The sequence below is a fragment of the Streptomyces sp. NBC_01232 genome, from assembly GCF_035989885.1.
Lineage (GTDB): Bacteria > Actinomycetota > Actinomycetes > Streptomycetales > Streptomycetaceae > Streptomyces.
Genome location: NZ_CP108518.1, coordinates 7,258,136 through 7,272,066, shown reverse-complemented (window position 1 = coordinate 7,272,066; position 13,931 = coordinate 7,258,136). Strand labels below are relative to the sequence as shown.

Annotated in this window: 13 protein-coding genes; 4 read left to right on the top strand and 9 right to left on the bottom strand. The window is 73.3% G+C overall.

From position 1 onward, the window contains the following. Position 1 precedes the first annotated feature (1 nt). The 6 genes from OG444_RS33480 to OG444_RS33455 form a co-directional block, all read right to left on the bottom strand. Positions 2 to 862: an Fpg/Nei family DNA glycosylase gene (locus OG444_RS33480; RefSeq protein ID WP_327265624.1), complete on the bottom strand. Its 861-nt coding sequence runs from the start codon at positions 860 to 862 to the stop codon at positions 2 to 4. Positions 863 to 882: 20 nt separating this feature from the next. Continuing rightward, the gene (locus tag OG444_RS33475; protein ID WP_327265623.1) at positions 883 to 2,136 is read right to left on the bottom strand and encodes a hypothetical protein; all 1,254 of its coding nucleotides are present in this window, start codon (positions 2,134 to 2,136) and stop codon (positions 883 to 885) included. 84 nt (positions 2,137 to 2,220) lie between these two features. Next, complete coding sequence (locus tag OG444_RS33470) at positions 2,221 to 2,919, bottom strand: hypothetical protein (RefSeq protein WP_327265622.1); 699 nt, start codon at positions 2,917 to 2,919, stop codon at positions 2,221 to 2,223. 162 nt (positions 2,920 to 3,081) lie between these two features. Further along, complete coding sequence (locus tag OG444_RS33465) at positions 3,082 to 3,738, bottom strand: class I SAM-dependent methyltransferase (RefSeq protein ID WP_327265621.1); 657 nt, start codon at positions 3,736 to 3,738, stop codon at positions 3,082 to 3,084. An 86-nt stretch (positions 3,739 to 3,824) separates the two neighbouring features. Then, a complete protein-coding gene (locus OG444_RS33460; RefSeq protein WP_327265620.1) occupies positions 3,825 to 5,888 on the bottom strand; it encodes a SpoIIE family protein phosphatase in 2,064 nt (687 codons plus the stop codon). Between the two features lie 7 nt (positions 5,889 to 5,895). Beyond that, the gene (locus OG444_RS33455; protein WP_327265619.1) at positions 5,896 to 7,179 is read right to left on the bottom strand and encodes a DUF6777 domain-containing protein; all 1,284 of its coding nucleotides are present in this window, start codon (positions 7,177 to 7,179) and stop codon (positions 5,896 to 5,898) included. 163 nt (positions 7,180 to 7,342) lie between these two features. Here OG444_RS33455 and OG444_RS33450 point away from each other — a divergent pair, with 163 nt between their 5' ends. Genes OG444_RS33450 through OG444_RS33440 form a run of 3 tightly spaced genes read left to right on the top strand, consistent with a single transcriptional unit; the run spans position 7,343 to position 10,256 of the window. Continuing rightward, positions 7,343 to 8,266, top strand: coding sequence for a YndJ family protein (locus OG444_RS33450; protein WP_327265618.1), 924 nt, complete (start codon positions 7,343 to 7,345; stop codon positions 8,264 to 8,266). Then, a complete protein-coding gene (locus tag OG444_RS33445) occupies positions 8,263 to 8,796 on the top strand; it encodes a DUF1990 family protein (RefSeq protein ID WP_327265617.1) in 534 nt (177 codons plus the stop codon). Before OG444_RS33450 ends, OG444_RS33445 begins: the two co-directional genes overlap by 4 nt. Before the next feature lie 20 nt (positions 8,797 to 8,816). Then, complete coding sequence (locus tag OG444_RS33440; protein WP_327265616.1) at positions 8,817 to 10,256, top strand: lipase maturation factor family protein; 1,440 nt, start codon at positions 8,817 to 8,819, stop codon at positions 10,254 to 10,256. Here OG444_RS33440 and OG444_RS33435 read toward each other — a convergent pair. After that, on the bottom strand, positions 10,242 to 11,225 hold the full coding sequence (locus OG444_RS33435; RefSeq protein ID WP_327267007.1) for an NAD-dependent epimerase/dehydratase family protein: 984 nt from the start codon (positions 11,223 to 11,225) through the stop codon (positions 10,242 to 10,244). The genes OG444_RS33440 and OG444_RS33435 overlap by 15 nt on opposite strands. 175 nt (positions 11,226 to 11,400) lie before the next feature. Then, a complete protein-coding gene (locus OG444_RS33430) occupies positions 11,401 to 11,574 on the bottom strand; it encodes a hypothetical protein (protein WP_162500713.1) in 174 nt (57 codons plus the stop codon). A 330-nt stretch (positions 11,575 to 11,904) separates the two neighbouring features. Between OG444_RS33430 and OG444_RS33425 the strand changes: the two genes are divergently transcribed. Continuing rightward, the gene (locus tag OG444_RS33425; protein ID WP_327265615.1) at positions 11,905 to 12,372 is read left to right on the top strand and encodes a hypothetical protein; all 468 of its coding nucleotides are present in this window, start codon (positions 11,905 to 11,907) and stop codon (positions 12,370 to 12,372) included. A gap of 18 nt (positions 12,373 to 12,390) precedes the next feature. On the opposite strand, the gene OG444_RS33420 is transcribed toward OG444_RS33425, so the two are convergent. Beyond that, positions 12,391 to 13,878 carry an SDR family NAD(P)-dependent oxidoreductase gene (locus OG444_RS33420; RefSeq protein ID WP_327265614.1) on the bottom strand — a complete coding sequence of 496 codons (1,488 nt, stop codon included), beginning with the start codon at positions 13,876 to 13,878 and terminating at the stop codon, positions 12,391 to 12,393. Positions 13,879 to 13,931 lie beyond the last annotated feature (53 nt).

Sequence of the window (13,931 nt, the reverse complement as noted above, 5' to 3'; positions counted from 1 at the left end):
GCTATTTGAGGAGGCGCGAGAGCCGGCGGTCGGCGAGCGGCTTCCCGCCGGTCTGGCAGGTGGGGCAGTACTCGAGCGAGGAATCGGCGAAGGACACGGAGCGGACGGTGTCCCCGCACACCGGGCACGGCTCCCCGGCCCGGCCGTGCACCCGCAGCCCGCTCTTCTTCTCGGCCTTGAGCTTTCCGGCGGCGACGCCGTGGGCCCGCCCGACGGCCTCGCGCAGGGTGCCCTGCACGGCCTCGTGGAGCTGGGTGAGCTGTTCCTCGGTGAAGGACGCGGCGAGCTTGTACGGCGAGACCCGGGCCGCGTGCAGGATCTCGTCGCTGTAGGCGTTGCCGATGCCCGCGATCACGCTCTGGTCCCGCAGGACCCCCTTGATCTGGCGCCGCTCCCCCGCGAGCAGTGCGGCGAAGGCGTCCCGGTCGAAGCCCTCGGCGAGCGGGTCCGGGCCGAGGCGGGCGATGCCGGGCACCTCCTGCGGGTCGTGGACCACGTACACGGCGAGGCGCTTCTGGGTGCCGGCCTCGGTGAGGTCGAAGCCGCCGCCGCCCACGAGGGAGACGCGCAGTGCGAGTGGTCCCTTGCCGGGGCGCGGCGGCTGCGCGGGCAGGGTGTCCTGCCAGCGCAGCCAGCCGGCCCGGGCCAGGTGCGTGACGAGGTGGAGCTCGCCGACCGGGAGGGCCAGGAACTTGCCGTACCGGGCGGTGGCGCCGGCCGGCTGCCCCTCGAGGGCGGTGAGCGGAGGGTCGTACGTCTTGAGCACGCTCACGGCGAGCGGGAGGACGCGCTCGACCACCCGCCCGGTGAGGTGCTCGTCGAGGTACTCCCGCAGGGCCTCGACCTCGGGCAGTTCCGGCATGGTCCCAGCCTGCCGCCGCCTCAGGCGAAGCGCGAGCTGGGCACCGGCCCGGGAGAGGCGACGTGGTCGCGCGGGCCGGTGAGCCAGCCGTCGCGGACGGCGGACGCGAAGGCCCGGAAGTCCTCGTCCGGGTCGGGCGGGGTCATGCCGTCGCCCTGGTCCGCGGCGGCGTCGGCACGCGCGATGTCCCGGGCGATCTCCTCCTCGGGCCGCGGGTCCTCCTTCCACGGCGGGACGACGAACTGGCACAGCAGCGTGCTGAAGTCCGCGCTCACCGCGGGCGGGTTCGTCCAGCGGGTGGCGTGCTCGGCCAGGATCTGGCCGTCGGCGCGCGCGTGGAGGGTGCGGACGAGGTCCGGGTCCACTGCGTTCAGGTCGTACGCGACGACGAGGGTGTCCGTCCGGGAGGGCTCGTACGGTACGGAGGGCAGCCCGAGCACGCGGGCGGCGGCGAGCCCGAGGATCCGGTCGGAGCGGCCGGGCAGCAGCGAGACAGTGGAGGGGCGGCGCCCGGCGGCCTCCAGGGCGAGCGCCAGGCGGGCCAGGCCGTGTCGGCACGTCTCGTGGGTGTCCCCCAGGTAGGCGAACCGGCCGGTCATGCCGGCGTCCCAGCCGTACGGGGAGAGGGTGCCCAGCAGGCCGCCGGTGAGGCCGTAGTGCCAGCCGCGCAGGTCGGTGCGGCCGAGCGGATCGGCATGGCCGGCGGCGCTCCGGGCCCGGCGGGCCCGGTCGGTGCGGTGCAGGCGGCGCGTCTGGCGGTCGTGGGCGTCCGCCCACTGCGGGTCCTCGGGGGCGGGCAGAGCGCGGCCGATGCGCGCGGCGGTGTCCAGATCCCCGGCCAGCAGGGTGTGGTGGACGAGGAGGTACGTCTCGGGCCAGGCGGGCAGTGCGGCGCCCCGGCCGGAGAGCAGCTCGACGACCTCGTCGTGCCGGTTCTCGTCCTCCAGGGCGGAGACCAGCTCGGCGCGGAGGGCCCGCGAGTCCGGGAGGAGCCGGAGTGCCTCGCGCAGCGGAGCGACGGCGAGGAAGGCTATGCCGCGCTCGACGCAGGCGTAGCCGAAGTCGTAGAGGGTCTGGGGTTCGCCGGGCCGTTTGGCGGCTGCCTTGGCGGCGCCGGCCAGGTCCTTGAACCCGGCGGCGTCGGCCAGGGCCCTTGCGGCTTTGGCGAGTTCGGCGATCGGTGTCGTCTCGGCGTGCGGCCTCAGGGACCGTACCGCTCCGGGAAGATCGTCCTTCTTGAGGAACCGGCGTACTTCATCCATGGCGTTGGTCATCGCCCCCGATCCTCACGGACCCCCGCCGCGCCCGCAACGGAGTTTCGGGGGCGGCGGGGGTCGCACGGGTTCTGCCCGGGCGGGTCAGCCGGTGAGGATCCAGCCGAGCTGGCCGCCGGAGGTCTGGCCCTCGCAGTTCGTCGCGTTGGACTCGAAGAACTCCCGCTGCTTGCCGACCATGCAGCGCATCAGCGGCGCGCTGCCCACGTCGGAGGGCTGGCCCGGATGGAACCAGCCGAGCCGGGAGACGTAGGTCTGGCCCTCGCAGTTGACGTCGGCGGAAAGGAAGTTGTCCCGGCGGACGACGCAGTGGTAGATCGGCACCGTGCCCTCGCGCGGGCTCGTGTAGAGCTGGCCGAGGCTGCCCTCGACGCTGTAGCCCGGAGGAACGTTCCAGACGGTGCTGATGTGTTCGCCGTTCGGTCCGATCAGGCGGTTGAGGCTGCGGGTGGGGCTGCTCACCGCGGGATCGCCGCTGCAGGTCGCCTTGATCATGGCGTTGTAGTAGTTGCCGGTCACGTGCTGGTAGACCGGCCCTTCCGTCACACGGCACTGCGAACCGGCGAAGCCGAGCTCGGCGGCCTGACGTGCGAGATGGTCCTGGGCGGCGGCCGCGGCGATGTTCTGCGGGCCGCCGCCCAGGCCGGTGAGGCGGACCACGACGGGCCCGACGGCGGTGGCCGCCGCGGGGGCCGCGGAGGCGGGCGCGGCGGCCGTCATGGCGGCGGCCAGTACGGCGGCGAGGGAGAGGAGGGAGGTGCGGAGGCGAGAGGTGCGGTGCAAGTCCTGGCTCCTGGTCGTCGGCCGCGGCGCAGGTGGGCGGCCGCGGGGCTCAGCGACGGTGCGTACCGCCCTGTCCGGCGGCACACCGTCATTCCACCCGCCGACTGCGTGTACCTGCCAGCGACTCTTCGGCCGATCGGGGACGGGAAGCCGCCAAGCGGGTCAGGTCCGGGCGATCAGCGCGTACCGCTCATCGGTGACGGGTCCGCCCCACAACTCGGCTTCGCCGCTGAGCGGTTCGATGTGCAGTGCGGACACCAGGGGCCGGACCTCGGCGGCCAGCTCCTCGGCGGTGATCCCGCCGTACCAGGGCAGTGATTCGGCTCCGGCGACGTACGGCACCCCGCTCTCGCCCGCTTCCCGCCATCGTCCTTCGACCAGGACCAGCCGGCCTCCCGGGGAGAGCCGCGCGACCCACTCGCGGAGAGCGGCCCCGGGGTCGGGCAGGGTCCACAGCAGGTGGCGGCAGAGGAGGACGTCGTACCGCCCCTGCCCGGTGGGCGGGGCCGCGGCGTCGCCGAGGAGGAAGCGTCCCTCGAAGCCCGCGGCCGCGAGCTTGGCCCCGGCCTGCTCCACCATCCGGGGTGCCAGGTCCACGCCGGTCACCCGGTGCCCGGCCTCGGCCAGCAGCAGCGACAGCGAGCCGGTGCCGCAGCCGACGTCGAGCACGTCGGCCGGCCCGGCGGGAAGCCATGCTCTCAGCAGCCGGGCCCACGCGGCACGGGTGTGCTCCTGGCGCAGGCCGTGATCCGGCTCGTCGTCGAACGCGGCCGCGGCGGCGTCCCAGTACTCGGTGATGGCGCGGGTGGGATCGGGCATGCCGGTAATCCTGTCAGCCCCCACCGACATCCCACTCCGGCCGGCGACGCCCCGGGGCGTCGGCCGCTTGCGGCGCGCGCGGGAGGTCAGCCGACCACGAACTCGCACCACACGCACTTGCCGCCGCCCCGCGGCTCCACGCCCCACACGTCCGCCAGGCGGTCCACCAGCATCAGGCCGCGGCCCGAGACGCCCGACTCCCCCGCCTCGCGGCGGCGCGGGAGGGCGCTGGAGCGGTCCTCGACCTCCACCCGGAGTCTGCGCTGGGGGCCCGCCAGGACGCGCAGGGTCACGATCGCCGGGCCGTCCGTGTGCATCAGGGCGTTCACGATCAGTTCGTCCGCGACGAGTTCGATCTCGTCGGCCCGTTCCCGCGCGCCCCACGCGCGAACGGCCGCCCCGATCATGTGGCGGGCCGCCACGAGGGCCTCCGGGTCGCCCGGTGCCACGTGCTGCTGGAGGCGGCCGCCGCCCTCCGGGACCGCCACCACCTGGCGGCGCAGCAGCAGCAGCGCCATGTCGTCGTCCCCGCCGCGTTCGTCGGCGATCTCGCACAGCAGGTCCGCCAGGAGCTGCAGGTCCGCCGGTCCGCCCCGGATGTGGGAGGACAGGAGCTGGATCCCGTCGTCGAGATCGGCGCCGGGCTGTTCCACGAGGCCGTCGGTGCACAGCAGGAGCGTTTCTCCCGGATCGAGCTCCACCGTGGTCACCGGGTACTCCAGGCGGCCGAACTCCGCCGAGAGGCCGAGCGGCATCCCGCCGGCCACCGGCAGCCGGTGGCAGTCCCCGTCGCGGGTGCGCAGCAGCGGGTCGATGTGGCCCGCCCGGACCACCTGGAGGACGCCCGTCGAGAGGTCGGCCTCCACGTACGCGCAGGTCGCGAACCGGTCGGTGTCCAGCTCGTGCAGGAAGACGGAGGCCCGGGCCATGACCGTGCCCGGCGAGTGCCCCTCGGCGGCGTAGGCGCGCAGCACGATCCGCAGCTGGCCCATGACCGCCGCCGCGTGCGTGTCGTGGCCCTGGACGTCGCCGATGACGGCCCCGACCCGGCCGCCGGGCAGCGGGATGACGTCGTACCAGTCGCCACCGATGTCCTGGCCCATCCGGGCGGAGCGGTAGCGTACGGCGATCTCACCGCCGGCCACCGAGGGGATCCGCCGCGGCAGCATGGCCTGCTGCAGGCCCTCGGCCAGGTCGTGCTCCTGCTCCAGCAGCATGGCCCGCTGGAGACTCTGCGCGATGCTGCTGCCCAGGGCGACGAGCAGGTTGCGCTCCTCCTGGGTGAAGCCGTCCTTGTCCTGGTAGAGCAGTCCGATCGCGCCGATCGGGCGGGCCTGGGCGATGAGCGGGAGGTAGGCGGCGGCCGAGATCCGCATGTACGAGATCTTCGCCCAGAGGCCCGGATAGTCCTGGGCGAATTCCTGCGCCGAGTCGAGGAAGCGCGGCTCCAGCGAACGGACGACCTCGCTCATGGGGTACTGCTCGTCGATGCGGGTGTAGCGGGTGCCGGGGACGAAGCTGTCTTCCGGGCCCTCGGCGACCAGGTGGATCCGGCCGGCCTCGACGAGGCCCATCACCATGCCCATGGAGCCGAGCCGTTCCAGGCCGTGGGCGTCGCCGATGACGTCGATGACGTCCTGCACCGTCCGGGCGTGCGCGAGGGCGGCGGTGGTGGACTCGACCACCGACGTCTGGCGGCGGCGTTCCTCGTCCAGGCCGAGGCGCTCCGCCGAGTGGCTGAGCTCCTCGGTGGCGTCCCGGACGATGCCGATGATCCGGTACGGGCGGCCGTCCGTGTCGCGCATGACGCGGCCCTGGGTGTGCGTCCAGCGCAGCCGCCCGTCGTGGCAGCGGATGCGGAAGTAGGCGCCGTAGCTGTCCTCGCCGCTCTTGAGGGCGGAGGAGACGAGGGCGTCGAGGCGGTGCCCCTCGGTGGAGGGGACGCGGGGGTTGAGGGACTCGGGCCGGCCGTCGTACTCGTCGCTGGTCGTGTCGAAGACGTCGAGGGCGGCTTCGTCCATGTGCATGAGACCGGTGACCAGGTCCCAGTCGAAACTGCCCATGCGGTTCAGCGAGAGCGACCGGTCCGGGTGTGCGGGCCAGTCGTCCGGCAGCGATACGGTGGTCGGCACCGATCCACCATGACACACGGGCCGGTCAGGCGCTCTCCAGCGAGTGGCTCTCGTCCGAGGGCTGGGGCAGCAGGTCCGGGTCGACGTTCGGGTCGGTCGGGGCGTAAGGGTCGATCGGGGCGTAGGGGTCGGACGGGGCGTACGGGTCGTTGGGATCGCCGGGCAGCAGCGGGGCCGATCCGTCCGGTTCCAGGGGCAGCGCCGGGTCGGCCGGGTCCAGCGGCTGGTCGGTCGGGGTGTCCGAGGAATTGCCGGACGGCGGCTGCTGCGGCCGGGTGGCCGGGTTCGACGGCACGCCCGGGTTCTGCGGCAGGCTCTCGCCGGGTGAGCTCTGCGAGGACCGCGGGTCCGGCGGGCAGTCCGTCGCCCCGGGGAGGGGCGCCGTCGGGGCCTCGGGGGCGTAGGGCGAGCCCGGTGAGCCCTGGCCCGGTGACGCCTGGCCCGGGCAGGGGCCGTCGGTCGCGGTCCCGGGCGGGGTGAGGGGCCCGTCGGGGATGCCGGCGGACGGATCGTAAGGGGGCAGTGCCTTCGGGGCCCGGTCCTGGGCTCCGTCGTCGCCCCGCTTGCGCTCGATCCAGGTGTTGTCGGTGATGTTGACGATCACCAGATTGTTGATCACGTGGGTCGTGGGTTCGATGACGACGACCTGATTGGCCTGGTAGCCGCTCCACGGGTCTCCCTTGTGCACCGGGGATCCCTTGGCGGAGCGCGGTGAGGCCAGCGGGTTCCCGCAGCTGCAGCGGACCCGGGGCATGCCGTGTTCGTCGACGAGGACGGCTGTGCCCGCCTGCAGGACGGACTGGAATCCGTCGGCGCGGCCGTCGCGGTAGGCGTGGTTGGTGACGCGGATGTCGGCGCGCAGGACGACGGGCGTCAGGCCGCGCAGGAAGTCGGGGATCTTCGCCTCTTCGATGTTGGTCGCCTCGGCGAAGGCGCGCGCCTTGGCGTTGTCCGCGGTCAGGAAGCGGACCTGCTGTTCCACGTCGCAGCTGCCCAGGCGCTGGGTACCGCCGTACAGGCCGGGGGTGGCCGCGTTGACGGTGCGGATGCCCTCTCCGGTCCGGTTGGGCAGCGGAGGCTGTACGGGGGCGGACTCGGCGGTGGCCGAGGAGGCGGTGAAGGGGTCGGGGCCCGCGGAGGCGACGGGCTGGAGGTAGACCTCCTGGCTCTCGGCGCCCGCGGCGCCCGCCGTCTTCTCCGGTCCGCCGCACGCCGCGGCGAACAGGCTGAGGAGGGCGAAGAGGGCGGCGCCGGCGGGTGCCTGACGACGCGACGTCTGACGAGGTGTCGGAAGTGACGGTCCGTACACGTGAATCTCCCTTTTCGCCCCGGTTGCTTCCTCTTGTCTGCCGCATCCGCGCAGGAGCCGCAACCGGAGCGCATCTTGAACATGTTCAAGGAAGGTCGTAGGCTCACCCATGTGAGTTGAACGCGTTCAAGGCGTTGGGCCGCGGCATTGGGGGGAGTCCAGGGTGACGGTACTGGTGAACGTGATCGTCACCCTGGGCATGTTCTACGTCGTCCCGGCCGGCCTGCGGCTCATCGACCCGGCCCGGCTCCTGCGGACGGCCCGGCTCTGGCCCGTCGCGGCCGCCCCCGGGGCCCTGTGCCTCTGGCTGCCGCGCGGCATGCCCGCCACCGCGCTCGCCGCGCTCTACGCGGCGGCCTGCCTGGCCCTCGCGGCCCGGGCCCCGGCCCTGCTGCTGCGCAACCGCTTCCCGGGCCCGCCCGAGATCGCGGTCGCCACCGCACTGGTCTCGCCGTCGATCGCCGCCACCGCGCTGGTCGCCGAGCGCGCCGGGTACCGGCTCTTCGGCTTCGAACTCGACATCCTGGCGCTGACCGTGCCCCACTTCCACTTCGCCGGATTCACCGCTGCCCTGGTCGCCGGGCTGGTGTGCCGCGCCACCGGCGGCCGCGCCGGGACCGGCCTCGCGCACTGGGCGGCGTACAGCGTCCCGGCGGGCACCCTGCTCGTGCTCCTCGGCTACTTCGTCGACGACTGGGCCGAGCTGCTCGGCGCGGTGGTCCTGACCGGCGGGATGTGGGCCGTGGCCCTGCTGACCTGGCGGGAGATCCGGCCCGCCGCCGGGGACCGGACCACCCGGGCCCTGCTCGCCACCTCCGCGACCGTTCTCGTGGCCACCATGCTGCTCGCCCTGTGGTGGGCGGCGGGCGAGGCCACCGGGATCGCACACCCCACCCTGACCTGGATGGCCGCCACCCACGGCCTCGGAAACGCCCTCGGATTCGCCCTGTGCTCGGTGCTCGCCTGGCGCCGGCTGGCCGCCGACCGGCCGGGGCCCGTACCCGCGGACGGCCCGGCCCGTCCGGTCCGCCGGGGCCACCGGGCAGACACCCTCACCACCACCGACCGACTGGAGACCTCGCCATGACCCGCCTCCTCAGCACCGGCCGGGACACCGTCGACTACCCCGACAGGGGCGCGACGGCCCACCGGCCGCTGCCCGCCGGATACAACCACCTGAACCACCGCACCCGCCTCGGCCACGGCCGGGCCGTCTTCGAGACCGCCGGGACCGCGGTCACCACCTTCCACGCCCACCGGACCTCGGGCATGCGGGTACAGGCCGATACCGGTGCGGTCCGGCCCGGCAGCCGGGTCGTCGTCGGGATCGGCCTCGGCCCCCTGCGGATCGACGCCCCGTGCCAGGTGATCTGGACGGCGTACGAGCCCGCCCGGATCGGATTCGCCTACGGCACCCTGGCCGGCCACCCCGAGTGCGGGGAGGAGTCCTTCGTCGTGGACATGGACCCGGACGGCACGGTGTGGTTCACGGTCACCGCCTTCAGCCGCCCGAACAGCTGGTACACCCGCCTCGCCGGGCCGGTCGTCCCCTTCCTCCAGCTGAGCTACGCCCGCCTGCTGGGCCGCCGCCTGCGCACACTGGCCACCACCGGCTGACCGGTCCGATACTGGAGGCGATGGACTGGTTCACGGCGCCCGGATACTGGCTCGCCCGGCTGGTCTTCCAGCGGGCCCTGGCCGGGGTCTACCTCATCGCCTTCATCGGGGCCGCCCTGCAGTTCCGGGCCCTGATCGGGGCGCACGGCATGACGCCCGTACCGCGCTACGTCCGGTACGTGCCCTTCCGGCGCGCCCCGAGCCTGTTCCAACTGCGCTACTCCGACCGCCTCTTCGCCGGCTGCGCCTGGGCCGGGGCGGCGCTGGCCGCGGCGCTCGCCGCCGGGGCCGGGGACGAGGTGCCGCTCGGCGCGGCCATGGCGATGTGGGCGGTGCTGTGGGCGCTCTACCTCTCGATCGTGAACGTGGGGCAGACCTGGTACTCCTTCGGCTGGGAGTCCCTGCTGCTGGAGGTGGGCTTCCTCGCCGTGTTCCTCGGCAATGCGCGGGCCGGACCACCGGTCCTGGTGCTGTGGCTGCTGCGCTGGCTGCTCTTCCGCGTGGAATTCGGCGCCGGACTGATCAAGATGCGCGGCGACTCCTGCTGGCGCAAGCTGACCTGCCTGTACTTCCACCACGAGACGCAGCCGATGGCCGGTCCGCTGAGCTGGTTCTTCCACCATCTGCCGAAGCCGCTGCACCGGGTGGAGTGCGCGGCCAACCATGTGACCCAACTGATCGTTCCGGTTCTGCTGTTCACCCCGCAGCCGGTGGCCTCGTACGCCGCCGGGATCATCATCGCGACCCAGCTGTGGCTGGTGCTGTCCGGCAATTTCGCCTGGCTGAACTGGCTGACGATCACGCTCGCCGTCTCCGCCGTGGACTTCACCGGGATCGCGGGCGCTCCCCCGGCCGCAGCCTCGCGCACGGGGCCGGTGTGGTTCGTGGTGCTGGTGTGCGCGGTGACCGCACTCGTCCTGTTCCTGAGCCGCCACCCGGTGCTCAACATGATCTCGCGCCGCCAGGTGATGAACCGCTCCTTCGACGCACTCCACCTGGTCAACACCTACGGAGCCTTCGGCTCGGTCGGCCGGGTCCGGATGGAGGTGGTGGTGGAGGGCACCGCGGACCGGGTGCCGCGCGAGGACGGCGACTGGCGCGCGTACGGCTTCAAGGGCAAGCCGGGTGAACCACGCAGGGTGCCGCGCCAGTTCGCCCCGTACCACCTCCGGCTCGACTGGCTGATGTGGTTCGCGGCGATCTCCCCCGACTACGCGCGGGACTGGTTCGGGCCGTTCGTGGAGCGGCTGCTGGCCGGCGACCGGGACACGCTGCGGCTGCTGCGCGACAACCCGTTCCCGGACGCACCGCCCGTCCATGTACGGGCCCTGCTGTACCGCTACCGGTTCACGACCTGGCGGGAGCTGCGCGAGACGGGGGCGTGGTGGCACCGCACGCTGGTGCGCGAGTACCTCCCGCCGACCCGCCTCGCGGACGCGCGTCTCTCAGAGCCCGAGTAGCGCCGCCTCCCGCTCCGCGGACAGACCCTTGACCGGCCGGTCGGGCCGCTGCGGGGCGACTCCGCCGAGCGAGCGCAGCCAGGCCCAGGTGTCGGCCACGGTCTCCTCCACCGGGCGGCACTTCAGTCCGGCCGCCAGCGCCTTGGAGACGTCCCCGCGGTGCATGTGGTCGTGGGACTCGCCCTCGGGGATCCAGATCGGGAGCTCGGTCCAGGGCTCCACGCCCGCCTCCAGGATCCCGGCCGGGCCGGTCCAGCGCAGTTCGGCCCCGCCCGCGGTGACGGCGGCGCAGGCCTCCAGGAGGCTGCCCATCGTGGCGTGCCCGGACGGGGAGACCAGGTTGTACGCGCCTCCGCGCCCCGCCGCGGCGGCGTCCAGGGTCCAGCGCGCGAGGTCGCGTACGTCGATGTACTGGAGCGGGAGTTCACTCGGTCCGGGGGCGAGCACGGGGCCGCCGCGGGCGGTGCGGTCCAGCCACCACGGCAGCCGGCCGACGTTCTCGTACGGGCCGATGATCAGCCCGGCGCGGACGAGCAGGGCGCGGTCCCCGAAGGCGTCCACGGCGGCGAGTTCGCCGCCCCTCTTGTTCTCCGCGTAGGCGGTCGGCCCTGCGTCCGGCGAGCCCTCGACCAGGGGGCCGTCCTCGGCGAGGCCGGCCGGGGCGGGGTAGGCGTACACCGAGCGGCTGGAGACGTACGCGTACCCTCCGGTCCTCTCGCGCAGCAGGCGGGCGCTGTCGCGCACCGCGGTGGGGGCCCCGCTCCAGGTGTCGACGACGAGGTCCCACTCCCCCGCCTCCAGGGCGGCCAGGCCGCCGGGGGCGGTGCGGTCCCCGTGCAGGGCGGAGGTGCCCGGCGGTGGCGCGTGGTGCCCGCGGTGGAAGACGGTCACCTCCCAGCCCCGGTCGAGGGCGTCCTCGGTGATCGTGCGTCCGACGAATTCGGTACCACCCAGCATCAGCAGCTTCATGCGGGCCAGCCTGCCGGGGCGGGTGGGGCGGCGGAAGTGTTGATCGCCCTCGGCGATGACGCTCAGGGCGTAGTGGTGGGGGGAACTCGCGCGCACCCTGCGGGCGGACCCGGCGGGCAGGGCAGCGCCCCCGGTGCGCGTGGGCACGAGGGGGCGCTTGGCACCGCTGTACTGACTAGTCGATCCCGGGCAGGATGTGCGCTTCCGCCAGGTCGTCCTCGTAGCCGGCCAGCCGGATCGGGGCGGATCGTGCCCAGACCTCAAGGCTTCCCAGTTCGTCGGTTCGGGGCTTGGCCCGCGTTCCCGTCCGCTCCATGACCGTCGGTTCGGGCTTGGTCTTCTCAGTCACCGCGCACTCCTTTGTGTCGCGCAACCCGGCGAGCGACCGCGCGCCGGGCAAGGGATGTAAAGGGTTTCCGGACGCGGTGGCGCCTTAGTGGAGCGCGGCCCGGATGGGGGCCGTCTTGATGCCCCAGAGTACACATATGAGCGGACCTCCGCTCGATAGGAAGGCAAAATCCGCTGCGCCCTCATACTTTCGCCCCTGGTTCAGCAAGTCGTCGGGCTGCGGGCACGCAACGGGTGATCTGCTCGACCCCGGACGCGCAGGGTGCGACGGAGGGGGCCGACGGTGACGGAGTCCGGAGTGCACGATGCTCAAGTCCCTTACATCACAAGCGTGTTGGAGCTGATGGATCTTCTGCGGACCGACCCCGAGGGCCATGGCCTGAGGACCGCGGCGCTGCTGCGCCGCTCGCACCCCTTCGACAAGGAACTGCAGATCGCGGGCCTGGTGCACGGCCTCGGCGGACTGCTCCGTCTGAGTGACGGGGCGGTTACCCACGGAGTGGCGGCGGAGTCGGTCCGCCCGCTGCTGGGCGAGCGGGTGACCCGGCTGGTACGGCTGTCGGGCGCGCCCGGCGGGTACGGCGCCCACGGCGGGGCCGACGCCGAGGCGGTGGCCACCCTGCGACAGGCCCGGGAATCGGCCGCCGCGGCGGTCCTGGACGCGGGCGTGCCGGAGGACTGGCGGCCGCTGCTGGAGCTGGTCGCCGCCGGGGCCCGCCGGCTCCGGTCCGCCGGAAACGCACGCGACCCCCTCGGCGTGCCGAGGGGGTCGCGAAGGCCGGCCGGAGGCCTCCCTTAGGAGCGGGAGGCTCCGGGGCTACCAGTTCGCCGGGGCGTAGTCCTTGAGGAAGACACCGAACAGGTCCTCGCCGGCCTCGCCGCGGACGATCGGGTCGTAGACGCGCGCCGCACCGTCGACCAGGTCGAGCGGGGCGTGGAAGCCCTCCTCGGCGAGGCGCAGCTTGTCGAAGTGCGGGCGCTCGTCGGTGATCCAGCCGGTGTCGACCGAGGTCATCAGGATGCGGTCGGTCTGGAACATCTCCTGGCCGCTGGTCCGGGTCACCATGTTCATGGCGGCCTTGGCGGCGTTGGTGTTCGGGTGCCCCGCGCCCTTGTAGCCGCGGCTGAAGACGCCCTCCATCGCGGAGACGTTGACGATGTACGCCCGGCCGTTGGCCGCCTTGCGGGCCGCCTCCGCCATGGCCGGCCGCAGCGCGCTGATCAGGATGAACGGCGACGTGTAGTTGCACAGCTGGGTCTCGAGCAGCTCCACCGGGGAGATCTGGTCGATGGTCTGCACCCAGGTGTTGCTGTCGACGACGTCGGGCAGCAGACCGCCCGCGTCGATGGCGGTGCCGGCGAGGTGCCGCTCCAGGCTGGCGTTGCCCGCGACGAGGGCGAGGTCGGCGACCTTCTGCGCCTCGAGCCCGCTCACTCCGACGGGCAGCGCCGCCAGGCCGTCGACCGCGCCGGAGTTGAAGGCGCCGATGACGTGGTGGGCGGGGAGCTCACCGGCGGGGAGCGGGGCGCCCTCCCCCTCCACCAGTGCCGCGTAGGCGCTGGGCAGGCGGCGCACGGTCTGCGTCGCGTTGTTGATCAGGATGTCGAGCGGGCCGGCCCCGGCCACCTGCTCGGCGAGAGCCACGGACTGGGCCGGGTCGCGCAGGTCAATGCCGACGACCTCCAGGCGGTGCATCCAGTCCGCGGAGTCCTCCATCGCCTTGAAGCGACGGATGGCGTCCTTGGGGAAGCGCGTGGTGATCGTGGTGTGGGCGCCGTCGCGCAGCAGCCGCAGCGCGATGTACATGCCGATCTTGGCACGGCCGCCGGTGAGCAGCGCGCGCTTGCCGGTCAGGTCGGCGCGGGCCTCCCGCCTGGTCCGGTTCTCGAGGGCGCAGGCCTGGCAGAGCTGGTGGTAGAAGTAGTCGACCTCGACGTACCGCGTCTTGCAGACGTAGCAGGAGCGCGGGCGCTGGAGTATCCCGGCGATCCGGCCGGCCTCCGTGACCGAGGAGGGCAGGATGCCCTCGGTCTCGTCGTCGATCCGCTCGGCGGAACCGGTGGCGGTGGCCTCGGTGACGGCCTTGTCGTTGGCGGTCTTGGCGGCGCGGCGCTCCTGGCGGCGGCGCTGCTTGACCGTGCGGTAGAGGCCGGCGGTGGCGCGGCGTACGGTGATCGCGTCGGGGTGGTCGACGTCGAGCTTGTCGAGCTCGTCGAGCACGCTGAGGCAGAGGGCCAGGCGGTCCGGGTCGATACCGGGCCCGTAGGCATGCCCGTAGTCCTGGCTGTCTTCGGTCACCGTCATTGCCGCTGCCGTTCCTTGATCACTCGTCCGCATCCGCCTGCTGCGGAAGTCCT

Excerpts from the sequence above, each read along its gene's own strand:
- OG444_RS33480 (WP_327265624.1), bottom strand. The coding sequence starts at position 862 with ATGCCGGAACTGCCCGAGGTCGAGGCCCTGCGGGAGTACCTCGACGAG.
- OG444_RS33475 (WP_327265623.1), bottom strand. The coding sequence starts at position 2,136 with ATGACCAACGCCATGGATGAAGTACGCCGGTTCCTCAAGAAGGACGAT.
- OG444_RS33465 (WP_327265621.1), bottom strand. The coding sequence starts at position 3,738 with ATGCCCGATCCCACCCGCGCCATCACCGAGTACTGGGACGCCGCCGCG.
- OG444_RS33445 (WP_327265617.1), top strand. The coding sequence starts at position 8,263 with ATGACCCGCCTCCTCAGCACCGGCCGGGACACCGTCGACTACCCCGAC.
- OG444_RS33440 (WP_327265616.1), top strand. The coding sequence starts at position 8,817 with ATGGACTGGTTCACGGCGCCCGGATACTGGCTCGCCCGGCTGGTCTTC.
- OG444_RS33435 (WP_327267007.1), bottom strand. The coding sequence starts at position 11,225 with ATGAAGCTGCTGATGCTGGGTGGTACCGAATTCGTCGGACGCACGATC.
- OG444_RS33420 (WP_327265614.1), bottom strand. The coding sequence starts at position 13,878 with ATGACGGTGACCGAAGACAGCCAGGACTACGGGCATGCCTACGGGCCC.